Here is a 25,199-nt window from a genome sequence, read left to right as displayed (position 1 = left end):
ATTTGTATCAGACGGGCGTGCAAAAACCCTCTTTTTTTGTACACAAATTCCGCAAACCATAAAAACCAGTGATATCCGCGACTTATAAAAACCAATAAAAATCAAACATCTACCCATTAAGTGGTATGCGAAGGTGTATTTGATGTACATCAATAAGCCGGGTAGCTGAATCGTTAAGGTAGGTGGTAGTAGAAAAGAAATCGAGGCAAAAATGAGCAAAGTCAAACTCGCTATTATCGGTAACGGCATGGTCGGTCACCGTTTTATTGAGGATCTCCTCGATAAAGCCGACGCCAGCCAGTTCGATATTACCGTCTTCTGTGAGGAGCCGCGTAAAGCCTACGACCGCGTCCACCTCTCTTCCTATTTTTCCCACCATACGGCTGAAGAGCTGTCGCTGGTTCGCGAGGGCTTTTACGAGAAACACGGCGTAAAAGTGCTGGTCGGCGAGCGCGCTATCACTATCAACCGTCAGGAAAAAGTGATCCACTCCAGCGCCGGACGCACGGTTTATTACGACAAATTGATCATGGCTACCGGTTCCTATCCGTGGATCCCGCCGATCAAAGGTTCCGAAACACAAGACTGCTTCGTTTATCGCACCATTGAAGATTTGAACGCCATTGAATCCTGCGCCCGTCGCAGCCGCCGCGGCGCGGTCGTCGGGGGCGGTTTGCTCGGTCTGGAAGCGGCCGGAGCGCTGAAAAACTTAGGCGTGGAAACCCACGTCATTGAATTTGCGCCAATGCTGATGGCAGAACAGCTCGACCAGATGGGCGGCGAGCAACTGAAGCGCAAAATTGAAAGCATGGGTGTGCGCGTGCACACCAGCAAAAATACCAAAGAGATTGTGCAGGAAGGCACCGAAGCGCGTAAAACCATGCATTTTGCTGATGGTAGCGCACTGGAAGTCGACTTTATCGTCTTCTCCACCGGTATTCGCCCGCGCGACAAACTGGCGACCCAGTGCGGCCTGGAAGTGGCGCAGCGCGGCGGTATCGTGATCAACGATAGCTGCCAGACCTCGGATCCGAATATCTATGCCATCGGCGAGTGCGCCAGCTGGAACAACCGCGTATACGGTCTGGTCGCGCCAGGTTACAAAATGGCGCAGGTGGCAGTGGATCATATCCTCGGCACCGCCAACGCCTTTGAAGGTGCAGACCTCAGCGCCAAACTGAAACTGCTCGGCGTCGACGTTGGTGGTATCGGCGACGCGCATGGTCGTACGCCAGGCGCTCGCAGCTATGTCTATCTCGACGAAAGCAAAGAAGTTTACAAGCGTCTGATTGTCAGCCCGGATAACAAAACCCTGCTCGGCGCGGTACTGGTGGGTGACACCAGTGATTTCGGCAACCTGCTGCAACTGGTGCTGAACGCTATTGAACTGCCGGAAAACCCGGATGCGCTGATCCTGCCGGCCCATGCGGCAGGCGGTAAACCCTCTATCGGCGTGGATAAGCTGCCGGACAGCGCGCAGATCTGCTCCTGCTTCGACGTCACCAAAGGCGACCTGATTGCCGCGATTAACAAAGGCTGTCACACCGTTGCCGCACTGAAAGCAGAAACCAAAGCCGGTACGGGCTGCGGCGGTTGTATCCCACTGGTAACCCAGGTGCTGAACGCCGAACTGGCGAAACAGGGTATCGAAGTAACCAATAATCTGTGTGAGCACTTCGCTTACTCACGCCAGGAGCTGTACCACCTGATCCGCGTGGAAGGTATTAAATCCTTCGACGAACTGCTGGCAAAATATGGCAAAGGCTATGGTTGCGAAGTGTGTAAACCGACCATCGGTTCACTGCTGGCTTCCTGCTGGAATGAGTACATCCTGAAACCGCAGCACACACCGTTGCAGGATACCAACGACAACTTCCTCGCCAACATCCAGAAAGATGGCACCTATTCCGTGATCCCGCGCTCCGCAGGCGGCGAAATCACCCCGGAAGGGCTGATGGAAGTGGGCCGTATTGCCCATGAATTCAATCTCTACACCAAAATCACCGGTTCTCAGCGTATTGGCCTGTTTGGCGCGCAAAAAGACGACCTGCCGGAAATCTGGCGTCAGTTGATTAACGCGGGCTTTGAAACCGGGCACGCCTACGCCAAAGCGCTGCGTATGGCGAAAACCTGTGTCGGTTCGACCTGGTGCCGTTACGGTGTGGGTGACAGTGTGGGCTTCGGCGTTGAGCTGGAAAACCGCTACAAAGGGATTCGGACCCCGCACAAAATGAAGTTCGGCGTCTCTGGCTGTACCCGTGAATGTGCCGAAGCACAGGGTAAAGACGTGGGGATCATCGCCACGGAAAAAGGCTGGAACCTGTATGTGTGCGGTAACGGCGGCATGAAGCCGCGCCACGCGGACCTGCTGGCGGCGGATCTCGATCGCGAAACCCTGCTGCACTATCTTGACCGCTTTATGATGTTCTACATCCGTACCGCCGACAAACTGACGCGTACCGCCTCCTGGCTCGACAGCATGGAAGGCGGCATCGAATATCTGAAGAGCGTGATTATCGATGACAAACTGGGCTTTGACGCGCAGCTTGAAGAAGAGATGACCCGCCTGCGTGAAGCGGTAGTCTGCGAATGGACTGAAACGGTGAACACGCCTTCTGCGCAGCTTCGCTTCAAACACTTTATCAACAGCGACCGCCGCGATCCGAACGTGCAGGTAGTGCCAGAGCGTCAGCAACATCGCCCGGCAACCCCGTATGAACGAATTCCGGTGGTGTTAGTGGAGGATAACGCATGAGCCAGTGGAACACCGTCTGCAAAATCGACGACATCATCCCGGCGACCGGTGTGTGTGCGTTGGTGAAAGGTCAGCAAATCGCGATTTTCCGCCCGCGCCATGATGATCAAGTGTATGCCATCAGCAATATCGACCCGTTTTTTGAGTCCAGCGTGCTCTCTCGCGGCCTTATCGCTGAACATCAAGGCGAGTTATGGGTTGCCAGCCCGCTGAAAAAACAGCGCTTCCGCCTGCGCGACGGCGTATGCATGGAAGATGAAAGCCGCTCTGTCGCGCATTTCGATGCGCGCGTGAAAGACGGCGAAGTACAGATTAAAGCGTAATACCCCTGCGGGGGCGCAATGCTCCCGCTGTTTCACTTTTTCGTTTTCATTTTTTCCTTTTAAACATTTTCTTTTAACTTTGGATAATCAACATCATGTTTACCGACACTATTAATAAGTGCGCGGCTAACGCTGCGCGTATCGCTCGCCTCTCTTCACAAAATCCGCTGGGTTTCTGGATAAGCTCTGCCATGGCGGGCGCTTATGTTGGCCTCGGCATCATCCTGATTTTTACCCTTGGTAACCTGCTTGATCCGACGTTGCGCCCGCTGGTGATGGGCGCGACGTTCGGTATCGCCTTAACGCTGGTGATTATCGCCGGTTCTGAATTGTTTACCGGTCACACCATGTTTCTGACGCTGGGCGTCAAAGCGGGCACCATCAGCCACGGGCAAATGTGGGCTATTTTGCCACAAACCTGGCTCGGTAATTTGCTCGGATCAGTGTTCGTCGCGTTGCTGTATAGCTGGGGTGGCGGCAGTTTGTTACCGGTGGATACGAGTCTGGTGCATGCGGTAGCGCTGGCGAAAACCAGTGCGCCAGCAACGGTGTTGTTCTTTAAGGGGGCGCTGTGTAACTGGCTGGTGTGCCTGGCTATCTGGATGGCAATCCGTACCGAAGGCGCAGCAAAATTCCTCGCTATCTGGTGGTGTCTGCTGGCGTTTATCGCCTCGGGTTACGAACACTCCATCGCCAATATGACGCTCTTTGCCCTCTCCTGGTTTGGTCATCACAGCGAGGCGTATACCCTCTCCGGTATCGGTCATAACCTGCTGTGGGTAACGCTTGGCAATACTCTCTCTGGTGCGGTATTTATGGGGTTAGGTTACTGGTATGCTACGCCGAAATCTGAGCGTCCTTCTGCGGTCACCCGCGTGGCAAGCCAGGCTACAGCGAATAACTAAAATGTTGAGGTAATGTCGTGGACCATTTGCCAATTTTTTGCCAGCTACGCGATCGCCAGTGCCTGCTTGTCGGTGGAGGCGATGTCGCAGAACGTAAAGCCCGGCTGTTAATGGATGCGGGTGCACGGCTTACCGTTAACGCGCTCACATTTGTTCCTCAGTTCACCGTCTGGGCCGAAGAAGGCATGTTGACGCTGGTTGAAGGCGAATTTAGCGAAACGCTGTTAGACGCGTGTTGGCTGGCGATTGCCGCAACGGATGACGAAGCGGTTAATCAGCGCGTCAGCGATGCCGCAGAGCAGCGCCGTATCTTCTGTAACGTTGTCGATGCGCCCAAACAGGCGAGCTTTATCATGCCGTCAATCATTGACCGCTCGCCGTTGATGGTGGCTGTCTCTTCCGGCGGCACATCGCCAGTGCTGGCGCGTCTGCTGCGTGAAAAACTCGAATCGCTGTTGCCGCAGCATCTGGGCCACGTCGCCCATTACGCAGGCAAACTACGCAGCCGGGTCAAGAAACAGTTCGCCAGCATGAGCGAGCGTCGCCGCTTCTGGGAAAAATTGTTCGTCAATGACCGACTGGCGCAATCCCTGGCGAACCAGGACACCAACGCCGTGGAAAAAATAACCGAACAACTGCTGGCCGAGCCACTGGATAATCGTGGTGAAGTGGTACTGGTTGGCGCGGGGCCTGGCGACGCCGGGCTGCTGACCTTAAAAGGTTTGCAGCAGATCCAGCAAGCCGATGTGGTGGTGTATGACCGGCTGGTTTCCGATGAGATCATGAACCTGGTGCGCCGCGACGCTGACCGGGTGTTTGTTGGCAAACGCGCGGGCTATCACTGTGTACCGCAGGAGGAGATCAATCAGATCCTGCTGCGCGAAGCGCAAAGCGGTAAACGCGTTGTCCGGCTCAAAGGCGGCGACCCGTTTATTTTCGGTCGCGGCGGCGAAGAGCTGGAAACGCTCTGCCACGCGGGTATCCCTTTTTCGGTGGTGCCAGGCATTACGGCGGCATCCGGCTGTTCGGCCTACTCCGGCATTCCGTTAACCCACCGAGATTACGCACAAAGCGTGCGGCTGGTGACGGGGCACCTGAAAACCGGTGGTGAGCTGGACTGGGCCAATCTGGCTGCGGAAAAGCAAACGCTGGTGTTCTATATGGGGCTGAATCAGGCGGCGACGATTCAGGCGCAATTAATAGAGCATGGAATGCAGGCAGATATGCCGGTGGCGCTGGTGGAAAACGGCACCTCGGTACAACAGAAAGTCGTGAGTGGTGATTTGACGCAACTGGGCGAACTGGCGCAGCAGGTGCAAAGCCCGGCGCTGATCATCGTTGGTCGCGTGGTGGGACTGCGCGATAAGCTTAAATGGTTTTAAAAACAGAAAAAGGGCAGGTAAACCTGCCCTTTTTAATGGTGTCAACGATTACGGTTTAGCAACGAAACCAATCGCTTCGTAGACTTTCTTTAGGGTTTCCGATGCCCGCGCGCTGGCTTTTTCCGCGCCGTCTTTCATCACCTGCTGCAGGAAGGCTTCATCATTGCGATAGCGATGATAACGCTCTTGCAGCTCGGTCAGCATGCCGGAAACGGCATCCGCCACTTCCCCTTTCAGATGACCATACATTTTGCCTTCAAAGTGCTGTTCCAGCTCGGCAATACTCTGGCCGGTTACGGCAGAGAGAATATCCAGCAGGTTGGAAACACCGGCTTTGTTGGCGATGTCGTAGCGAACCACCGGCGGCTCGTCGGAGTCGGTCACCGCGCGTTTGATTTTTTTCACTACCGATTTCGGATCTTCCAGCAGGCCGATAACGTTGTTGCGGTTATCGTCCGACTTGGACATCTTCTTGGTCGGCTCCAGCAGCGACATCACGCGTGCGCCAGATTTTGGAATAAACGGCTCAGGCACTTTAAAGATATCGCCATAAATCGCGTTAAAACGCTGGGCGATATCGCGGCTCAGTTCCAGATGCTGTTTCTGGTCTTCACCCACCGGCACCTGGTTGGTTTGATACAGCAGAATGTCTGCCGCCATCAGCACCGGGTAATCAAACAGACCGGCGTTAATGTTTTCCGCATAGCGCGCAGATTTGTCTTTGAACTGGGTCATGCGGCTCAGTTCACCGAAATAGGTGTAGCAGTTCAGCGCCCAGCCGAGCTGTGCATGCTCCGGCACATGGGACTGAACGAAGATGGTGCTTTTTTGCGGATCGATGCCGCACGCCAGGTAAAGAGCCAGCGTGTCCAGCGTCGCCTTACGCAGCGCTAGCGGATCCTGGCGCACGGTAATCGCGTGCTGGTCAACGATGCAGTAGATACAGTGATAGTCGTCCTGCATGTTCACCCACTGACGCAGCGCACCCATATAGTTGCCAATGGTTAATTCACCTGAGGGCTGTGCGCCACTAAAGACGATGGGCTTAGTCATTTTTCGTTTCCTGATTTTCACTGTGCGAAAGCCCGAGTGCGGGCAGTAAATCTTTGAAGTGATCGAACACGTAGTCCGGCTCACTGGCGGTAATCGCTTCGCCGTAGTTATAACCGTAAGTCATACCGACACAGACGCTTCCAGCCGCTTTTGCCGCCAGGATGTCATTGCGCGAATCACCGACGAAGAGCAATTCATGAGGTTGAATATTGAGCTTTTTGCACACCAGAAGCAACGGTTCCGGGTGCGGCTTTTTGTTTACCACATCATCGCCGCCGACCACAAAGGTGAAATATTGCGCAATACCCAGCGCCTCCAGCAGCGGTGCCACGAACGGCGTCGGCTTATTGGTCACCAGCGCCAGTGGCAAGCCTTTAGCATGCAGAGCTGCCAGCGTTTGTGCCACGTCCGGGAAGAGAAAACTGCCCTCTTCCACCGTCTCTTCGTAATAACGATTGAACAACTTACGCAGCATGCGTATCTGCTCTTCTTGTGGAATGTCGTGACCCACATCCGGCTTACCTTGCGCCGCGCGCTGGCTGGTGCGCTCCTGGCGAGCCCAGTTAAACGCCCGCTCCATCAACACATCCGCGCCGTTACCAATCCAGGTCACCACGCGCGCTTCGCCCGCCTGCGGTAACTCAAGCGCATACAGCGCGCTATCAACAGCAGCGGTCAGACCCGGAGCGCTATCAACCAGCGTACCGTCGAGATCAAAAGCAATACCCTGAATCGACTGCATTTTATTCATGACTTACCTTTGCCAGTTCACTACGCATTTCATCAATAACCTGTTTGTAATCCGGTTTATCGAAAATTGCCGAGCCTGCGACAAACATATCCGCGCCCGCTGCGGCAATTTCACCGATATTGCTCACCTTCACACCGCCGTCGACTTCGAGACGGATATCAAAGCCTGAGGCATCAATGCGACGACGCACTTCACGCAGCTTATCCAGCGTGTGTGGAATGAAAGACTGGCCGCCAAAGCCGGGGTTTACCGACATCAGCAGGATCACGTCCAGTTTATCCATCACGTAGTCCAGGTAGCTGAGCGGTGTTGCCGGGTTAAGCACCAGTCCCGCTTTACAACCGTGTTCTTTGATAAGCTGCAGGGAGCGATCGACGTGTTCGGAGGCTTCGGGATGAAAGGTGATAATGCTTGCGCCAGCGGCGGCGAAGTCCGGGATCAGCCGATCAACCGGTTTCACCATCAGGTGAACATCAATAGGCGCGGTGATGCCATAATTACGCAGCGCTTTGAGCACCATCGGGCCAATGGTCAAATTCGGCACGTAATGGTTATCCATTACGTCGAAATGCACCACATCACCACCTGCAGCCAGTACGGCGGCGGTATCTTCGCCGAGGCGTGCAAAATCAGCCGACAGAATCGAAGGGGCAATCAAATACTGTTTCATCCGCATCTCCTTGAGAAAGTAGGGTTCGGCAGGCAGCGCGGTGAATGCGAATTATCGCGGAGCCGGGCGATAGAGTGCCAGCAGCTCATCCACCTTTTTACGTGTACCACCGTTACTGCTGATACTGCGCCGCACTTTTACCACGTGCAATTTTGCCTGACTGTACCACTCACGCGTTAATAGCGTGTCGTGGTTGGAAATCAATACCGGGATCCGGTTTTGCACCAGGCTTTCGGCAATCGCCGCCAAATGCGCCTGCTGCTCAAGACTGAAACTGTTGGTGTGATACGCCGTAAAATTGGCCGTCGCCGACAGCGGGGCGTAAGGCGGATCGCAGTAGACCACGGAGTTCTCGTCCGCGCGCGCCATGCTATCTGCGTAAGACTCGCAGTAAAAAAAGGCATTCTGCGCTTTTTCGGCGAAGTGATACAACTCCGCTTCCGGGAAATAGGGTTTCTTATAACGCCCGAACGGCACGTTAAATTCACCGCGCAAATTATAGCGGCACAGGCCGTTGTAGCCATGACGATTGAGGTATAAAAACAGCAGCGCGCGCCGGAAAGGATCCTGGCACTGGTTAAACTCTTCGCGTAGCTGATAGTAAACCACGGACTGGTTTGTCGCAGGGGCAAACAACGCCCGCGCCTGGCGCACATACTCGTCAGGCTGGTCTTTAACGATGTTATAGAGGCTAATCAAATCGCTGTTGATATCAGCGAGGATATAGCGGGAGAACGACGTGTTGAGAAACACCGAACCCGCGCCGACGAACGGCTCGATAAGGCATTCACCCTGCGGCAGATGCCTTCCGATATCGTCCAGCAGGGGGTATTTCCCCCCTGCCCATTTCAAAAAAGCGCGATTCTTTTTCATGCTGACTGATTACTTACACTCTCTCCGGCTGTGGAGAAAGCTCCGACAGCATCCTGCGCTTTATACATTACTTCAGATCGGCCTGAACCTGATGTATCGGTTTGGCCCAGGGATTTTTCGCCTGTACGTCTGCCGGCAACGCCGCGACAGCGCGTTTCGCATCGTCTTTAGATGCGTACACACCGCTCACCAGCACGTACCACGGCTGGCCGTTACGCGTTGTCTGGTAAACCACGAAGTTTTTCAGGTTCTCTTTCTTCGCCCATGCATTCAGGTTGTTAGAGTTCGAGGAACTGCTCAGCTGCAGCGTGTAGTGGTTACCCGGCGCAGATTTTAACGCTCCAACATTCCCGGTGGCGGCAGCAGCGCTTGCCGCAGGCGCGGCGCTGGCTACAGGTGCAGTCGCAGCTTTAGCCTGAGTTTGCACTGGTGACGATGTTACCGCAGGCGCTTTTACCGGCGAGGTCGCGGCGGTTTCAGTGCGTTTCGGCGGCTGAGCAACCGGTTTGGATTCGGCTTTCGGTTCTGCTTTCGCCACTGGCTCTTTAGCAACCGCCTTCGGCTCGATCACCATCTGTTTGCGTTCGGCACGCGGCGCAGCGGTATGGCTTTGAGCTGCAGCAGATTGTTGCTGACGCGCAGCAGCGCCATTGCCGTTACGTACCGGCGCAACTGTTGCAGGTTCAGTTGGCAGCGTCGAATTCACCGCGTTATCCATCTGCGACTGATTTTGTGGCTGAGTCAGTGCGTTATTCAGATCGCCCTGCACTTCAACACGCTGCTGGCCCGCAGGCGCGGCAGGAGCTTCAGCTTGTGATGGTGTAGAAGAAATCGGTGGCAGCGAGACATCCTGCTGCGCAGGTGCATTGCCTGAAGTGGGTTGCTGAGCAGGTGCTGGCTGTGCGCCATTTGCCTGATCTGCGGCACCGGTATTGCTGGCGTTGTTATTGCCTGCAGAGAGATCGATGCTTTTCTCCGCCGGTGCGTTTTGTTCATTACTCGTTGTCGGTGCGGGGGATTTCAGCGCGGAACCGATGCCGATGATTAACAGAAGCAGAACCAGAATGCCGACGCCCATCATCACATATTGACGGGAAGCGGGTTTCGCGGCTGCCGCTTTCTTACGTTTACGCGGACGGCGCTCTTCGCGCTCCTCGTCATACGCGTTTTCATCTTCTTCATAGCTCTCTTCTTCACGCTCATCGCGCGCCCGGCGGCTGCGAGAAGGGCGGCGTTCGTCCGCATCGACATCAACATCATCAAAGTTGATTTGCGGTTCATCGACACGCTCGGAAGATTGGCGAGAACGACCAGTACGACGATCGCTGGGATCGGGTTTCAGCTCGTCTTCTGGTTTGAATTCATCCATTTAACACCCCACACAAAGGCGTATGCCACATCATGCATCCCGCCCGAAGTTAAACGCCACGCGGTGCGTGACCAGACCTTTCTAATAGTTACGCCTGCTGGCAATCAGCAATAGCGCCAAGTACTACGTCGTGCGGCACTCCGCCGCGAACTTCACTCTTCCCTATTGCCAACGGGAGCACTAAACGCATCTCTCCCGCCAGCACTTTTTTATCGCGCATCATGTGCGGTAAATAAGCCTGCGCAGACATCTCCTGCGGGCCTTGTACCGGCAAACCTGCGCGTTTCAGCAGCGCTTTTATACGCTGCGTATCCGCTTTGCTGAACTGGCCAAGACGTTCAGATGCATGCGCCGCCATCACCATACCTGCCGCGACAGCTTCACCGTGCAACCAGTTCCCGTAACCCATTTCCGCTTCAATAGCGTGGCCGAAGGTATGCCCCAGATTCAGTAAAGCACGTAAGCCTGTTTCCCGCTCATCGGCGGCAACAACTTCTGCTTTCAGCTCACAACAACGGCGAATACAGTACGCCATCGCCGGACCATCAAGGCGCAGCAACGCATCCATGTTCTGTTCCAGCCAGTCAAAGAACTCGCCGTCGAGAATAATGCCGTATTTGATCACTTCCGCGAGGCCGGACGATAATTCGCGGGCAGGAAGCGTAGCCAGACAATCAAGATCGACAACCACCGACGCAGGCTGATAAAACGCGCCGATCATGTTTTTGCCGAGGGGGTGGTTCACCGCTGTTTTGCCGCCAACAGAGGAATCAACCTGAGAAAGGAGCGTGGTCGGCACTTGAATAAAGCGCACACCGCGCTGATAGCTGGCGGCCGCGAAGCCGGTCAAATCACCCACCACTCCACCGCCCAGCGCGACCAGTGTGGTATCGCGCCCATGGGGTTTTTGCAACAATGCGGTAAAGACCGTGTCCATCACCGCAAGGCTTTTGTACTGCTCGCCATCCGGCAGAATCACGCTATCCACTTTCACGCCAGCCTGTTCAAGAACATGGCGGACTTTATCAAGATAGAGCGGAGCCAGTGTTTCATTGGTGACCAGCATAACCTGATCACCAGACTTCAAGGGCGAGAAGGAAGCTGGATCGTTAAACAGACCAGCCGCGATGGTGATAGGGTAACTACGTTCCCCGAGAGTGACTGTGATCCTCTCCATGACGCGACATCCACCTTAGTTGCTTAAACCCGCAGGCGTGTGAATTAAGCCAGAATTAGTTGCTTTCCAGCATATGAATAATCTGGTTTGCCACCACTTTAGCACTCTGATCGTCGGTGCGAATGGTCACGTCGGCAATCTCTTCATACAACGGATTACGTTCGTCGGCCAACGCTTCCAGTACTTCGCGCGGCGGCGTATCCACCTGCAGAAGCGGGCGTTTTTTGTCACGTTGAGTGCGAGCTAATTGCTTTTCGATAGTGGTTTCCAGATAAACCACTACGCCACGGGCGGAGAGACGATTACGGGTCTCGCGAGACTTCACAGAGCCACCGCCGGTCGCCAGTACGATGCCCTGTTTTTCCGTCAGCTCATTGATGATTTTTTCTTCGCGATCGCGGAAGCCTTCTTCACCTTCAACATCGAAGACCCAGCCCACATCAGCTCCGGTTCGTTTCTCAATCTCTTGATCAGAATCGTAAAATTCCATATTGAGTTGTTGAGCTAACTGACGCCCAATAGTGCTTTTGCCGGCACCCATAGGCCCAACCAGAAAGATATTGCGTTTCTCTGCCATTTTTTCGGTACTACTAAGACTATTCGTTGATGATAAACCCGCTTCGCAAAGACTCGGCGTAGCAGGACATGAACTGAAACCTCATATGCGATAGTGCGAGAGTCAGATCGAAAATTATCTCAGTACTCCGGCTTGTTTGGCAACTGAATAAACACGCAATCCTTCATGCTGCTCATTGTTCGACGGAGACCACTGACGCTCAAATCGGTACTCCTTGTAAGCTAAATCATGTCTCACGTCAAACACATGAACCAAGTTCCATTGAAAAAGGGGGAGTTACGGCAGATTTAATGTACCGCCGCCAACCTGGGCGTAATAAACACCACCAGCTCGCGCCGCTCATTATCTTTGGCGTCCTGGCGAAATAACCTGCCGATACCTGGAATTGAGCCTAAACCAGGAACCTGCGCCCTGTCGGCGGAGTTCTTTTGTGAGAAGATCCCACCAAGCGCCAGCGTATCGCCGCTTTTAACCTCTACCTGCGTTTCAATTTCCTGCTTGTCAATCGCCATCGCCTCGCCCCCTGCTTGCTGTAGCACCTGGCCTGGCATATTTTGGCTAATGCGCAGCTTCAGCCGCACACGGTTATCGGGCAGCACCGTCGGTGTAACTTCCATCCCCAGCACCGCCTCTTTAAATTCTACCGCCGTGCTACCGCTATCGCCGCTGGCAACCTGATAAGGTATTTCGCTTCCCTGCTTAATACTCGCCGGCTGGCGGTGAGAAGCCAACAAGCGTGGGCTGGCGATAATTTCAAGCTGCTGTTTTTGCTCAAGGGCTGACAACTCCAGCTCCAGCAGTTGGGCGTTGATACTGCCGATATTAAAGCTGACGCGCGTACTGGCATCCGGAACCGAGAGATCGGCAGAAACACCGCTAAGTCGCCCACGCGCTGCGGGTTTATCCTGCGCCAGTCCCCATTTCACCCCCAACTCGCGCAGGCTTTTTTCATTAATGGTGACAATATAAGCCGCCAGCTCTACCTGCTCGACCGGTAGATCCATCTGTGTGACCCATTTTTCCAGTGCGGCGAGCCCTTCTTTATTATCACGCACCAGTAACCGGTTAAGCCGCACATCAACCGTCATCGCCCCTTGTGGGCTGAGCAGTTTTTCTCCGGCTTTTGCCAGCTCTACCGCGTCGGCATAGCGCAACACAAAACTGCGTGTTTGCAAGGGTATGTTCTGCTTGCGCTGGCGCTGAGCCGCCTCCTGCTCCGCCTGCTTTTGCTGCCGCCATGCCGTCGTATGAACCTGCCAGATGTTGCCCTGCTGGTGTAACGTTAATCCGGCACTTGCGGCAACGGTTTGGAGCGCCTGCTGCCAGGGGACCTCTTTGAGATTCAGCGACACCGTGCCGCTGACCTCAGGTGAAATCACCATGTTCTGCTTCTCCAGCGCAACCAGCGCCTGCAATACCTGGGTGACAGGCACGTCGTCGACGGTCATTGTGACGACACGTGATGTCTGCGCGCTGGCAAGCGGCAAGCTAAAGAGCATCGCGCTCGCTATCCATTTTCGCATGTTGAGTTCCTTCTCGTTGCCAGCGCCATTGCGCTGGTGTGCACTCTTCGCCAATCTCAATCAGCATTTCATCCTGTTGGATGGCGACAACGCGCCATCCGGTGGGCAGCGTTTCGCCGACAATAAAGCGATACCAGCGCCCGGTGGCATCACGCACGATCCCTATCGGTTGATCCCCCGCCACCGCGCCGTGAAAATGCCAGTTGCTGAGCTGGGCGGTTCGGCAGATATCCGGCGGTGGCTGGAAAGGGTCGCGCATGCCGCACAGAAGCAGGCTGAGCAGCGCGGCCAGTAACAGACGACTAATTCGCATTGTCCTGCTCCACTCGCAACGTAAAATTCAGCGCGCCTTCACCAGCCATTAATGAAAACGCAGGAACCTGCATGCCGCTCGCCGTTAGCAGTGAAAACGTCTCAACCACGCCTTCCCAGCCGGTCGCAAGCACTAACTCTCCACCACCCTGAGCAGGCTGCCAGCGGGCAAGCTGGCGCCCCTGCGACTGAAAATCCAGCGGGCTAAATGCCCGGCGTTGCGGCAAGATCACGGATTCTGACGGCGGCACCAACGCATGTAACTTTTGCCACTGCGCGCGCAGCTTCATGTTTTGTTGCTGTTGTTGATCAACCAGCCGCATTTGCGTCTCTTTGACTGGACTTATCGCCAGCCACCATAAAAGTGCCAGCGCGCAAAGTGAGCTGAGTAGCCAACAAAGCACACGCGTTCGTAGTGATAAAGCAAACCAAACATCAGGGTTGAGCATCATCACGCTCCCGGTTCAGTTGGTAGTGGAATTGCCAGCGCCCCTGCGCATCACGCTCTACGGTGCCTGCGGGTTGCAGCTGAAACCCTGCCGTTTTCTGCAACCGTTGCTCAAGCCCGCTTAATGCGTTAAAAGAGCCGGCCAGGCCAGTGATTTCAAGCTGGTTTTGTTGCCAGCGCAGAGCAGTAAGCCAGGCATTGGGCGGCAGATTTTCCGCCAGGGTAAGCAACGTCTGTCGCCACGCTTCGGTACGCTGAAGCCGTAATCGCTGCGCCTGCTCCTGCTGCCAGCGCTGGTGTCGAAGCTGCAACGGCTGCTCAGCGGCGTGCAACCCTGCAAGTAAGGCGGCATCAGATTGCTGCCACAGCGTGGCCTGGCGCAGACCAGCCACAGCGGATGCCCGCCATAATGCGCCGCCAGGCACAATCACCACCGCTGTTGCGATAAAAACCGCGCACCAGCGACGCATGCAGCGCAACCGCTTTTGACGCCGCCAGGGGAGAAAATTCACGACGGGCTGCATCAGTATCCCCTGGCAACAGCCAGTCCCAGCGCTATCGCGTAGCGTTCTCCGCCATCGGGTAATGGTGCCTGGCGCGACGGGACCGCGCTCCAGCAGTCAAATCCTCCGGGCATCCCACCACACTGCGCGATTTCGTCTGCGGGCAGCCCAAGCACGGCGGCAAGCCGGGCGGCATTTTCAGCCTCTTCGCGCACACGTCGCCCCCAGCTCTCTCTCGTGGCCCACAGCCACTGGCGCTCATCACACCAGGCCAGACAACGAGCCGGTGGAGTAAGCCAGGGTAACAATGGCTGTAATGCACTGGCATCCGGGGTAATAGAGGAAAGATGAAGGGATAATGTCTGTGCTATCTCCAGCAGTGACGCCACATCTTTATTTTGCGCAGCAGTAACGCCGTACGCTTTGCCGGGTTCATCTTCGGTGAAGTCGAAACAGAGATCGTTTTCTGCCATCTCCAGTTCGCGCGCCATTGCCTGCGAAACCCAACTTGTTAAAGCAGGTTCGCGCAGCGTGACTGCCGGTCGCGGCAGCTTTTTTTGCAGGGTTTGCCCCGCAGGAAATGCCATGCGTACGCAATGGCGTTGCGGTAGGGTTTGCCGCCAGGGCCGCAAAACATTGAGCAGTTCTTCTGGCGCTTTTATTCGCCCCTGCACTACGACGCCAGGGGATAGCGGAAGGTGCCACCAACGGCGCAGCGCCTGGCCGCGACGCCCGGCGGCAAGGGCGACAATGAAGATGCCATCTTGTTGAATATGCAAACCAATTTGCCAGTGCCTGAATGCCATAAATCCCGATCTCCTTATCGTCTCGCTGGATGACGCTATATCAATGCATCAGGCTTGCCTTTATACTACCGCGCGGTTGTTTATAAACTGCCCAAATGACTCTAAATGGGAAATCTCCAGTGAAGTTCGTAAAGTATTTATTCATCCTTGCAGTATGTTGCATTCTGCTGGGAGCAGGCTCGATTTACGGTCTGTACAAATATATTGAGCCACAGCTACCTGACGTCGCCACGCTGAAAGACGTGCGGCTACAAATTCCGATGCAGGTCTACAGCGCTGACGGCGAATTGATCGCGCAATATGGTGAAAAACGCCGTATTCCGCTGACGTTGAATCAAATCCCGCCTGAAATGGTTAAAGCGTTTATCGCCACGGAAGATAGCCGTTTTTATGAACATCACGGTGTTGACCCGGTGGGGATTTTCCGCGCCGCCAGCGTGGCGATGTTTTCCGGACGTGCGTCGCAGGGCGCAAGTACGATTACCCAACAGCTGGCACGTAACTTTTTCTTAAGCCCGGAACGCACGCTGATGCGTAAGCTTAAAGAGGTGTTCCTGGCGATCCGCATTGAACAGTTGCTGAGCAAAGATGAGATCCTTGAGCTTTATCTCAATAAGATCTACCTCGGTTACCGCGCGTACGGCGTGGGCGCTGCAGCACAGGTGTACTTTGGGAAATCGGTCGATCAGTTAACGCTGAGTGAAATGGCGGTGATTGCCGGTCTGCCAAAGGCACCGTCTACGTTTAACCCGCTCTATTCACTTGATCGCGCTACCGCGCGCCGTAATGTGGTGCTGGCACGTATGGAGAGCGAAGGCTACATCACCGAGCAGCAGTATGATCAAGCGCGCGGTGAAGCTATCGATGCCAATTACCATGCGCCGGAAATCGCTTTTTCCGCGCCTTACCTTTCCGAAATGGTGCGCCAGGATTTGGTCAATCGCTATGGCGATAAAGCCTACGAAGATGGCTACCGCGTTTACACCACCATCACCCGCAAAGTGCAGCAGGCCGCGCAGGCCGCCGTGCGTAATAACGTGATGGATTACGACATGCGCCACGGTTATCGCGGCCCGTCGAATGTGTTGTGGAAAGTGGGCGAAGCGGCGTGGGACAGTAAAAAAATCACCGATTCCCTGAAAACGCTGCCGTCTTATGGCCCGCTCTCGCCAGCAGTGGTGACCAGTGCCAATCCGCAAGAAGCGACGGCGATGATGGCAGATGGCACCTCGGTCTCTTTGCGCATGGAAGGCATGCGCTGGGCGCGTCCTTATCGTTCCGATACGCAACAAGGCGCAACGCCGCGCAAAGTCACCGACGTGGTGCAGGCCGGACAGCAGATTTGGGTTCGCCAGGTGGATGACGCGTGGTGGCTGGCACAGGTGCCGGACGTTAACTCGGCGCTGGTTTCCATCAACCCACGTAACGGCGCCGTATTGGCGCTCGTGGGCGGCTTCGATTTCAACCAAAGCAAGTTTAACCGCGCGACACAGGCGCTGCGCCAGGTGGGTTCTAACATCAAGCCGTTCCTTTACACCGCGGCAATGGATAAGGGCCTGACGCTGGCGAGCATTCTGAATGATGCGCCAATTTCCCGCTGGGACGCGGGCGCAGGCTCCGACTGGCGACCCAAAAACTCGCCGGACGAATATGCCGGTCCGATTCGTTTACGCCAGGGTTTGGGGCAGTCTAAAAACGTGGTGATGGTGCGTGCAATGCGCGCAATGGGTGTGGATTACGCGGCGGAATATCTGCAGCGTTTCGGCTTCCCGGCGCAAAACATTGTTCACACCGAATCGCTGGCGTTGGGCTCTGCTTCTTTTACACCAATGCAGGTTGCCCGTGGTTATTCGGTGATGGCGAACGGTGGTTTCCTGATCGATCCGTATTTCATTACCAAAATCGAAAACGATCAGGGCAATGTGCTGTTTGAAGTACGTCCGAAAATCGCCTGTGCCGATTGTGATATTCCGGTGATTTACGGCGATACGCCGAAATCGAACGTGCTGGAAAACAAAGACATGGAAAACGTCGCCACCTCACAAGAGCAGCAGAACGCAGCCGTACCGCAGCCGCAGCTTGAGCAAGCCAACCAGGCGCTGGTGCAAAGAAGCGGCGCCGAAGAGTACGCGCCACATGTTATCAGCACTCCGCTGTCGTTTTTGATCAAAAGCGCGCTGAACAGTAACATCTTTGGCGAGCCCGGCTGGCAGGGCACAGGCTGGCGCGCAGGTCGTGATCTCAAACGCAATGATATTGGCGGTAAAACCGGGACCACGAACAGTTCGAAAGATGCCTGGTTCTCGGGTTATGGCCCGGGTGTGGTGACCTCCGTTTGGATCGGCTTTGACGATCATCGCAGGGATTTGGGGCGTACTACCGCCTCCGGCGCGATTAAAGATCAGATTTCCGGCTACGAAGGCGGCGCGAAAAGCGCACAACCTGCCTGGGATGCGTATATGAAAGTCGTGCTGGATGGGGTTCCTGAAGAGCCATTAACCCCGCCGCCAGGCATAGTGACGGTGAATATCGACCGCAGCACCGGCCAACTGGCGAACGGTGGTAGCAGCCGCCAGGAGTACTTTATCGAAGGGACGCAGCCAACGCAGCAAGCCGTCCATGAAGTGGGCACCACGTTAATGGATAACGGTGAGTCTCACGAGCTGTTTTAACTCGGCGCCGGGCTTGTCCCGGCTGACAGACAGCAAAAAGGGCGCGAATGCGCCCTTTTCATTTATTCTTTTGTGCGTTCAGAGCCGCCCCTGGCCTTTTAGCCATTCGCGAACCAAAAACAGCGCGCTGACATTGCGGGCTTCGTTGAAATCAGGATCTTCCAGCAGGTCCATCAAATGCTTCAGCGGCCAGCGTACCTGCGGTAGCGGTTCTGGTTCATCACCCGGCAGCGACTCAGGATAGAGATCTTCTGCCACGATAATGTTCATTTTGCTGGAGAAGTAAGAAGGCGCCATACTGAGTTTTTTCAGAAAAGTAAGCTCTTTTGCGCCAAATCCGACTTCTTCTTTTAGTTCACGGTTCGCCGCTTCGTATATACTCTCACCCGGATCGATAAGACCCTTGGAAAATCCCAGTTCGTAGGATTCAGTGCCAACCGCATATTCGCGGATCAGGATCAGGTGATCGTCAACAATTGGCACAATCATCACGGCTTCGTGCGTAGAGGGGCGCATACGTTCATAAACACGGCGCACGCCGTTACTGAATTCCAGATCCACACGTTCTACGTTAAAAAGTCGTGAAGACGCGACCGTTTCTACGTTAAGAATGGTGGGTTTTTGCAATGATTCGCTCATTATTATCGGTCTTTGCAGAGAAACTTTCGTTATTGTGCGACACTACGCACTGTTTGGGCAATGTACTTTGCCGCTAATTTACATTCCTGCAACCTCTTCGAAATCAATTCCCAATTTAACCCAAAAGTCAATAGCTTGAAATAAAACTAAGAATTTGCTGATATTCCCGTTAGGGTGGTTTTGCTATTCTCTTTGACATTGGTATGCGCTTAAAAATACTCAAGTTAATTGCTTGCTTAAAAGGCCAACCACATTAGATTGTTACGGGAAGGGTGCAACTGACTACACCTGTTAGAAAAAGTAAGATGGGGAAAGCATGAGCACCATTTTGATTTTTTTCGCTGCTATGCTGGCCTGCGCATTCCTCGCCGGATGGATTTTCAGGTTCAGGTCGCAACGTCGGTATCGACTGCCTTATTTGCAGGCATTCACTGGCGCGACTACCCGTAAATTAACACCTGAAGAGCGTGAAACGGCGGAACGCTATCTGGAAACGCTCTCCCGCACGCAAAACAATCTCGCCCCGACGGGCGCGACTGCCGCCCCTGTCTCCATCAGCCTTAACGCACATAGCAACACGGTGCTGTATGTCACGCACTCGATCACCCGCTATGGCATCACCACTGACGCCCCGAATAAATGGCGCTACTACCTTGATTCCGTCGAAGTGCACTTGCCCCCTTCATGGGAGCAGTACATTACCGACGAAAACAATGTTGAACTGATCCGCACCGACTCAATGCCGCTGGTTATTTCGCTTAACGGGCATACGCTTAGCGAATACATGAGCGAAGAGCGCGGCGGTGAACTGGAACGCGTCTCGTCGAGTCAATCCGCCATCCGTGGCGAAGAAAGCGAGCAAATTGAGCTGCTGAATATTCGCCGGGAAACATCGGAAGAATATGCATTAAGCCGCCCGGACGGCATGCGCGAAGCGCTGCTGATTTCGGTCTCGTTTTTACTGTTTTTCTTCTGTCTGGCCTCGCCCGATGTCTTTATCCCGTGGCTGGCGGGCGGCGGCGTGATGTTGCTTGCCGCCGGGCTCTGGGGGTTATATGCGCCACCGGCTAAAAACACACTGCGGGAGATTCATTGTCTGCGTGGCACGCCAAAGCGCTGGGGGCTGTTCGGTGAGAATAATCAGGAGCAAATGAATAATATCTCGTTAGGTATTATCGACCTGATTTATCCGCGTCACTGGCAGCCCTTCGTCACACAGGATTTGGGCCAGCAAACCGATATTGATATCTACCTCGATCGCCACGTTGTGCGCCAGGGGCGTTTTCTCTCCCTGCACGATGAAGTGAAAAATTTCCCGCTGCAGCACTGGGTGCGCAGCGCCGTCATTTCCATCGGTTCGCTGGTGGTGCTGGCGATGTTGTTGATTTGGGTGCCGCTGGATATGCCGATCAAATTTACCGTGTCGTGGATTAAAGGCGCGCAGACCGTTGAAGCGAGCAGTGTGAATCAGCTTGAAGCTGCCGGGTTGCGGATTGGTGACACGTTGCGCATCAGCGGTACCGGCATGTGTAATATTCACATGCAAAATAACTGGACCTCGCGCCAGACGTCGCCGTTTACGCCGTTCGACTGCTCGCAAATTATCTGGAACAACGCCCCACCCCTGCCGTTGCCAGAATCCGATATTGTGAACAAAGCCACCGCGCTTGCTCAGGCGGTCAGCCGCCAGCTTCACCCCACTACCGAAGAAGATTCCCGCGTGAGCCCGGTGTTGCGCTCAGCCATTCAGAAATCCGGCATGGTGCTGCTGGATGATTTCGCCGATATCGTACTGAAAACTCAAGATTTGTGTGCCGACCAGGATGAGTGTTTGCGGTTGAAAAACGCGCTGGTCAACCTCGGAAACAGTAAAGACTGGGAAACTCTGACCAAACGCGCCAGCGACGGGAAACTCACCGGCGTGAACGTCTTGCTGCGCCCGGTAAGTGCCGAGTCGCTGGATAATCTGGTTACCACCTCCACCGCGCCGTTCATTATGCGGGAAACGACCCGCGCCGCGCAGGCGCTGAACAGCCCGGCACCTGGCGGTTTTGTGATTAGCAGTGAAGAAGGTAGCGAGCTGGTTGATCAACCCTGGCCGCCGATTGCCCTGTATGACTACCCTGCACAGGAACAATGGAAGGAATTTCAGCGGCTGGCGCAAATGCTGATGCAGACGCCGTTTCGCGCGGAAGGGATCATTACCAATATCTATACCGATGCTAACGGCACCAGGCACATCAGCCTGCACCGCATGCCGGATGCCAGCGGCCTGTGGCGTTATGCGGGAACCACACTTCTGCTGGTCGCGATGGTGATTTGCAGCCTTTACAACGGTGTGCTGGCGCTTCGGCGTTACCAGCGCAATCGCACACGTATCGAAGAGATTCAGCAGTATTACGCAAGCTGTCTGAACCCCCAGTTTCTGCCCACCCAGGATAGCCTCAGCAGCTAACGATCTGTCGTGCGAGCTGTGTTAACCTGTCGCGCACGTTTTCTCTGGCTGGAGTTTTTAATGCACCTTGATATCGCATGGCAGGACGTCGATACCGTTTTGCTGGATATGGACGGCACGCTTCTCGATCTCGCGTTTGATAACTTCTTCTGGCAAAAACTGGTGCCGGAAACCTTTGGCGTCAAACAAGGCTTAACGCCAGAAGAAGCGCAGAACGTTCTCCGTCAGGAGTATCACGCCGTGCAGCATACGCTAAACTGGTACTGTCTGGATTACTGGAGCGAACGCCTGGGCCTGGATATTTGCGCCATGACCACCCAGCAGGGGCCGCGCGCGGTGCTGCGTGAAGATACGGTGCCGTTTCTGGATGCGTTACAAAAAAGCGGTAAACGCCGCATTTTACTGACCAATGCGCATCCGCATAATCTGGCGGTCAAACTTGAGCACACGGGTCTTGCGTCGCACCTTGATTTATTACTTTCCACCCATACATTTGGTTATCCGAAAGAGGATCAGCGCCTGTGGCAGGCTGTCGCGCAGGAAACCGGGCTTAATCCTGAACGGACGCTGTTTATCGATGACAGCGAACCGATTCTTGATGCGGCGGCGAAATTTGGCATCCGCTATTGCCTGGGCGTCACCAACCCGGATTCCGGGCTTGCGGAAAAACGTTATCTGCGCCATCCAGGCACTAATGACTACCGCGGCATGATCCCCTCACTTCTCAAGGAGATGTGATGAAACAGCAGCCTGCGCAAGAGGTTCGTCTGGATAAGTGGCTGTGGGCCGCGCGTTTTTATAAAACTCGCGCCCTTGCCCGCGAAATGGTTGACGGCGGCAAAGTGCATTACAACGGGCAGCGCAGCAAGCCGAGTAAAATCGTCGAGCTGAACGCCACGCTCACGCTGCGTCAGGGAAATGATGAGCGAACCGTGATCATTAAAGGCATTACGGAGCAGCGCCGACCGGCAAATGAAGCTGTCGAGCTGTATGAAGAGACGGCAGAAAGCATTGAGAAACGCGAAAAAATGGCGCTGGCCCGCAAACTTAACGCGCTCACCATGCCCCACCCCGATCGCCGCCCGGATAAGAAAGAACGTCGCGATCTTATAAAATTTAAATTGGGTGACAGCGAATAACACTCACCCGCAAGAGAGATAATCATGGACATTCAAGACCAATTACACCGCTATCTTTTTGAAAACTACGCTGTTCGCGGCGAGCTGGTGACCGTTTCCCATACCTGGAAACAGATCCTCGAAAACCACAACTATCCGCTGCCGGTAAAAACGGTGCTCGGCGAGTTGCTGGTTGCCACCAGCCTGCTGACCGCAACGCTGAAATTTGCCGGTGATATCACCGTGCAGTTGCAGGGTGACGGCCCGATGAGCCTGGCGGTGATCAACGGTAACAATCGCCAGCAAATGCGCGGTGTGGCGCGTGTTCAGGGCGATGTGCCAGAAAATGCGGATCTGAAAACGCTGGTGGGTAACGGCTATTTGGTTATCACCATTACGCCGGAAGAGGGCGAGCGTTATCAGGGCGTTGTGGGTCTTGAAGGTGATACGCTGGCGGCTTGTCTGGAAGATTACTTTATGCGTTCAGAGCAGTTGCCAACGCGCTTGTTTATCCGCACCGGCGAGGTCGATGGCCAACCCGCAGCGGGCGGCATGCTGCTGCAGGTATTACCGGCACAGGAAACGCAGGCCGAAGATTTTGAGCATCTGGCCGTGCTGACGGAAACCATCAAAGCGGAAGAGTTGCTGACGCTGGCGGCGGAAGATGTGCTGTGGCGCTTGTATCACGAAGAAGAAGTCACGCTGTACGATCCGCAAGATGTGGAATTCAAATGCACTTGCTCGCGCGAACGCTGTGCGGGTGCGCTGAAGACACTGCCGGACGAAGAAGTGGATAGCATCCTCGCTGAAGAAGGCGAAATCGACATGCACTGCGACTATTGCGGCAGCCACTATCTGTTTAACGCGATGGATATTGCCGAGATCCGCAACAACGCCTCCCCTGCCGATCCACAGGTGCATTAAACATCCTTCCTCACGCCGCCTGCGGGCGGCGCTTTTGCATGACTCGTCACGTTTCCGCTAAAATCCTCAATGAAAGTGTTACGTAACTTACTTTCATGAAAGCGATTACAGTCACAAAGCCGCGGTTAAAAATGTCGTCTTACGCCATTTTTGGAACATTTACCCCATAAATGAGACTATTTTTGCCATAATCCGTCTCGTTACGTGACCACAATCACAGTGTTTTCCGTCAGTCTGGGTTTGTCGAGTTAGGTAAATCTATGAGCCTCGTCCCGGTAAGCGGGTAAAAAACAACCCTACAATTTCAGGCAGTACATATTGGCTAAGGAGCAGTGACATGCGCGTTAAGAGCTTAACCCCGCAGGATCTCAAGGCTTATGGTATCAACGATGTTCAGGATGTCGTCTACAACCCCGATTACGATACGCTGTATCAGGAGGAGCTCCGTCCAGACCTGGAAGGATATGAGCGTGGTGTGCTGACGAATTCTGGTGCTGTCGCCGTCGACACCGGTATTTTTACCGGCCGTTCGCCGAAGGATAAGTATATTGTGCGTGATGACACCACCCGCGATACCGTGTGGTGGTCCGATAAAGGCAAAGGCAAGAACGACAACAAGCCGATCTCGCCTGAGGTCTGGCAACATCTAAAAGGCCTGGTCACCAGGCAGCTTTCCGGCAAGCGTCTGTTTATTATTGACGCCTTTTGCGGCGCAAACCCGGACACGCGTCTCTCGGTGCGTTTTATCACCGAAGTGGCCTGGCAGGCGCACTTCGTGAAGAACATGTTCATTCGCCCGACCGAAGAAGAGCTGGCAAGCTTTACGCCAGACTTTATCGTGATGAATGGCGCGAAATGCACCAACCCGCAATGGCAAGAGCAAGGTCTCAACTCGGAAAACTTTGTCGCCTTTAATCTCACCGAACGCATCCAGTTGATTGGCGGAACCTGGTACGGCGGCGAGATGAAGAAAGGTATGTTCTCAATCATGAACTACCTGCTGCCGTTACAGGGCATCGCCTCGATGCACTGTTCAGCAAACGTCGGTGAAAAAGGCGATGTTGCCGTGTTCTTCGGGCTTTCCGGTACCGGCAAAACCACCCTCTCCACCGACCCGAAACGCCGCCTGATTGGCGACGATGAACACGGCTGGGATGATGACGGCGTTTTCAACTTCGAAGGCGGTTGCTACGCCAAAACTATTCGGCTTTCGGAAGAGGCTGAACCGGATATCTTCCACGCCATCCGTCGCGATGCGCTGCTGGAAAATGTCAGCGTCCGCGCCGACGGCAGCATTGATTATGATGATGCGTCGAAAACGGAAAACACCCGGGTGTCGTACCCGATTTACCATATTCAGAACATCGTAAAACCGGTCTCCAAAGCAGGCCACGCCACGAAAGTTATCTTCCTGACGGCAGATGCGTTCGGCGTGCTGCCGCCGGTTTCACGCCTGACCGCCAGCCAGACGCAGTACCATTTCCTTTCTGGTTTTACCGCTAAACTTGCCGGAACCGAACGCGGCGTCACCGAGCCGACACCCACCTTCTCGGCCTGTTTTGGTGCCGCGTTTTTATCACTGCATCCAACGCAATATGCGGAAGTTCTGGTGAAAAGAATGCAGGCGTCAGGCGCGCAGGCGTATCTGGTCAATACCGGCTGGAACGGCACCGGTAAACGCATCTCTATCAAGGATACGCGGGCGATTATCGACGCGATCCTTAATGGCTCGCTGGACGATGCGGAAACCTTTACCCTGCCGATGTTCAACCTGGCCATCCCGACTTCGCTGCCGGGCGTAGATACGCGCATTCTCGACCCGCGCAATACCTACGCGTCTGCGGAGCAGTGGCAGGAGAAAGCCGCGCAGCTGGCAACGTTGTTTATTGAAAACTTCGAGAAGTACACCGATACCGCCGCCGGTGCCGCGTTAGTCAGCGCCGGGCCAAAAGTGTAATTTGGCT

23 protein-coding genes are annotated in these 25,199 nt (G+C 54.7%); 10 read left to right on the top strand and 13 right to left on the bottom strand.

The genetic code is table 11. The features are described 5' to 3' along the window. Positions 1 to 211: 211 nt before the first annotated feature. From nirB to cysG, 4 genes are all read left to right on the top strand, one after another. Positions 212 to 2,755, top strand: coding sequence for a nitrite reductase large subunit NirB (gene nirB, locus O3S68_RS18520; protein WP_269232176.1), 2,544 nt, complete (start codon positions 212 to 214; stop codon positions 2,753 to 2,755). After that, complete coding sequence (gene nirD / locus O3S68_RS18515) at positions 2,752 to 3,078, top strand: nitrite reductase small subunit NirD (protein ID WP_269232175.1); 327 nt, start codon at positions 2,752 to 2,754, stop codon at positions 3,076 to 3,078. Before nirB ends, nirD begins: the two co-directional genes overlap by 4 nt. A gap of 95 nt (positions 3,079 to 3,173) precedes the next feature. Beyond that, a complete protein-coding gene (nirC, locus tag O3S68_RS18510; protein WP_044489510.1) occupies positions 3,174 to 3,983 on the top strand; it encodes a nitrite transporter NirC in 810 nt (269 codons plus the stop codon). Between the two features lie 17 nt (positions 3,984 to 4,000). Beyond that, positions 4,001 to 5,365: a siroheme synthase CysG gene (gene cysG / locus O3S68_RS18505; RefSeq protein WP_045507866.1), complete on the top strand. Its 1,365-nt coding sequence runs from the start codon at positions 4,001 to 4,003 to the stop codon at positions 5,363 to 5,365. A 48-nt stretch (positions 5,366 to 5,413) separates the two neighbouring features. Here the strand turns inward: cysG and trpS are convergent, their stop codons facing one another. From trpS to O3S68_RS18445, 12 genes are all read right to left on the bottom strand, one after another. Continuing rightward, on the bottom strand, positions 5,414 to 6,418 hold the full coding sequence (gene trpS / locus O3S68_RS18500; protein WP_020455534.1) for a tryptophan--tRNA ligase: 1,005 nt from the start codon (positions 6,416 to 6,418) through the stop codon (positions 5,414 to 5,416). Next, entirely contained in the window at positions 6,411 to 7,169 is a 759-nt protein-coding gene (gene gph / locus O3S68_RS18495; protein ID WP_269232174.1) for a phosphoglycolate phosphatase, read from the bottom strand. Before gph ends, trpS begins: the two co-directional genes overlap by 8 nt. After that, a complete protein-coding gene (gene rpe / locus O3S68_RS18490; RefSeq protein WP_020455536.1) occupies positions 7,162 to 7,839 on the bottom strand; it encodes a ribulose-phosphate 3-epimerase in 678 nt (225 codons plus the stop codon). Before rpe ends, gph begins: the two co-directional genes overlap by 8 nt. Positions 7,840 to 7,890: 51 nt before the next feature. Continuing rightward, positions 7,891 to 8,712, bottom strand: coding sequence for an adenine-specific DNA-methyltransferase (gene dam, locus O3S68_RS18485; RefSeq protein WP_020455537.1), 822 nt, complete (start codon positions 8,710 to 8,712; stop codon positions 7,891 to 7,893). A gap of 67 nt (positions 8,713 to 8,779) precedes the next feature. Further along, on the bottom strand, positions 8,780 to 10,081 hold the full coding sequence (damX, locus tag O3S68_RS18480) for a cell division protein DamX (protein ID WP_269232173.1): 1,302 nt from the start codon (positions 10,079 to 10,081) through the stop codon (positions 8,780 to 8,782). Between the two features lie 88 nt (positions 10,082 to 10,169). After that, positions 10,170 to 11,258 (bottom strand): 3-dehydroquinate synthase, encoded by a 1,089-nt coding sequence (gene aroB / locus O3S68_RS18475; protein WP_269232172.1) that lies wholly within the window; start codon positions 11,256 to 11,258, stop codon positions 10,170 to 10,172. A 55-nt stretch (positions 11,259 to 11,313) separates the two neighbouring features. Continuing rightward, entirely contained in the window at positions 11,314 to 11,835 is a 522-nt protein-coding gene (gene aroK, locus O3S68_RS18470; RefSeq protein ID WP_017459852.1) for a shikimate kinase AroK, read from the bottom strand. Positions 11,836 to 12,122: 287 nt separating this feature from the next. After that, complete coding sequence (gene hofQ / locus O3S68_RS18465) at positions 12,123 to 13,358, bottom strand: DNA uptake porin HofQ (protein WP_269232171.1); 1,236 nt, start codon at positions 13,356 to 13,358, stop codon at positions 12,123 to 12,125. Continuing rightward, positions 13,324 to 13,671: a HofP DNA utilization family protein gene (locus tag O3S68_RS18460; RefSeq protein WP_269232170.1), complete on the bottom strand. Its 348-nt coding sequence runs from the start codon at positions 13,669 to 13,671 to the stop codon at positions 13,324 to 13,326. Before O3S68_RS18460 ends, hofQ begins: the two co-directional genes overlap by 35 nt. Further along, positions 13,661 to 13,993 (bottom strand): HofO family protein, encoded by a 333-nt coding sequence (locus O3S68_RS18455; RefSeq protein ID WP_269232169.1) that lies wholly within the window; start codon positions 13,991 to 13,993, stop codon positions 13,661 to 13,663. The genes O3S68_RS18460 and O3S68_RS18455 overlap by 11 nt, the downstream gene beginning before the upstream one ends. 112 nt (positions 13,994 to 14,105) lie before the next feature. Next, positions 14,106 to 14,642 (bottom strand): PilN domain-containing protein, encoded by a 537-nt coding sequence (locus O3S68_RS18450; RefSeq protein ID WP_269232168.1) that lies wholly within the window; start codon positions 14,640 to 14,642, stop codon positions 14,106 to 14,108. Next, positions 14,642 to 15,427: a DNA utilization protein HofM gene (locus tag O3S68_RS18445; RefSeq protein ID WP_269232167.1), complete on the bottom strand. Its 786-nt coding sequence runs from the start codon at positions 15,425 to 15,427 to the stop codon at positions 14,642 to 14,644. The genes O3S68_RS18450 and O3S68_RS18445 overlap by 1 nt, the downstream gene beginning before the upstream one ends. Before the next feature lie 119 nt (positions 15,428 to 15,546). Here O3S68_RS18445 and mrcA point away from each other — a divergent pair, with 119 nt between their 5' ends. Beyond that, entirely contained in the window at positions 15,547 to 18,099 is a 2,553-nt protein-coding gene (mrcA, locus tag O3S68_RS18440) for a peptidoglycan glycosyltransferase/peptidoglycan DD-transpeptidase MrcA (protein ID WP_020455545.1), read from the top strand. A 78-nt stretch (positions 18,100 to 18,177) separates the two neighbouring features. On the opposite strand, the gene nudE is transcribed toward mrcA, so the two are convergent. Further along, positions 18,178 to 18,738, bottom strand: a complete 561-nt coding sequence (gene nudE, locus O3S68_RS18435) for an ADP compounds hydrolase NudE (RefSeq protein ID WP_020455546.1) — start codon at positions 18,736 to 18,738, stop codon at positions 18,178 to 18,180. A 316-nt stretch (positions 18,739 to 19,054) separates the two neighbouring features. Between nudE and O3S68_RS18430 the strand changes: the two genes are divergently transcribed. The 5 genes from O3S68_RS18430 to pckA all read left to right on the top strand — a co-directional run bounded on the left by O3S68_RS18430 (position 19,055) and on the right by pckA (position 25,192). Next, positions 19,055 to 21,193, top strand: a complete 2,139-nt coding sequence (locus tag O3S68_RS18430; protein ID WP_269232166.1) for an intracellular growth attenuator family protein — start codon at positions 19,055 to 19,057, stop codon at positions 21,191 to 21,193. A gap of 60 nt (positions 21,194 to 21,253) precedes the next feature. Then, the gene (gene yrfG / locus O3S68_RS18425; protein WP_045507969.1) at positions 21,254 to 21,931 is read left to right on the top strand and encodes a GMP/IMP nucleotidase; all 678 of its coding nucleotides are present in this window, start codon (positions 21,254 to 21,256) and stop codon (positions 21,929 to 21,931) included. After that, positions 21,931 to 22,332, top strand: a complete 402-nt coding sequence (gene hslR, locus O3S68_RS18420) for a ribosome-associated heat shock protein Hsp15 (protein ID WP_020455549.1) — start codon at positions 21,931 to 21,933, stop codon at positions 22,330 to 22,332. The genes yrfG and hslR overlap by 1 nt, the downstream gene beginning before the upstream one ends. Before the next feature lie 24 nt (positions 22,333 to 22,356). Beyond that, positions 22,357 to 23,235 carry an Hsp33 family molecular chaperone HslO gene (gene hslO, locus O3S68_RS18415; RefSeq protein ID WP_269232165.1) on the top strand — a complete coding sequence of 293 codons (879 nt, stop codon included), beginning with the start codon at positions 22,357 to 22,359 and terminating at the stop codon, positions 23,233 to 23,235. Between the two features lie 337 nt (positions 23,236 to 23,572). Continuing rightward, a complete protein-coding gene (gene pckA / locus O3S68_RS18410) occupies positions 23,573 to 25,192 on the top strand; it encodes a phosphoenolpyruvate carboxykinase (ATP) (protein ID WP_160268457.1) in 1,620 nt (539 codons plus the stop codon). Positions 25,193 to 25,199 lie beyond the last annotated feature (7 nt).

The sequence above is a fragment of the Kosakonia sp. SOY2 genome (assembly GCF_027109175.1).
GTDB lineage: Bacteria > Pseudomonadota > Gammaproteobacteria > Enterobacterales > Enterobacteriaceae > Kosakonia.
This window is presented reverse-complemented; position numbering and strand designations above follow the sequence as displayed.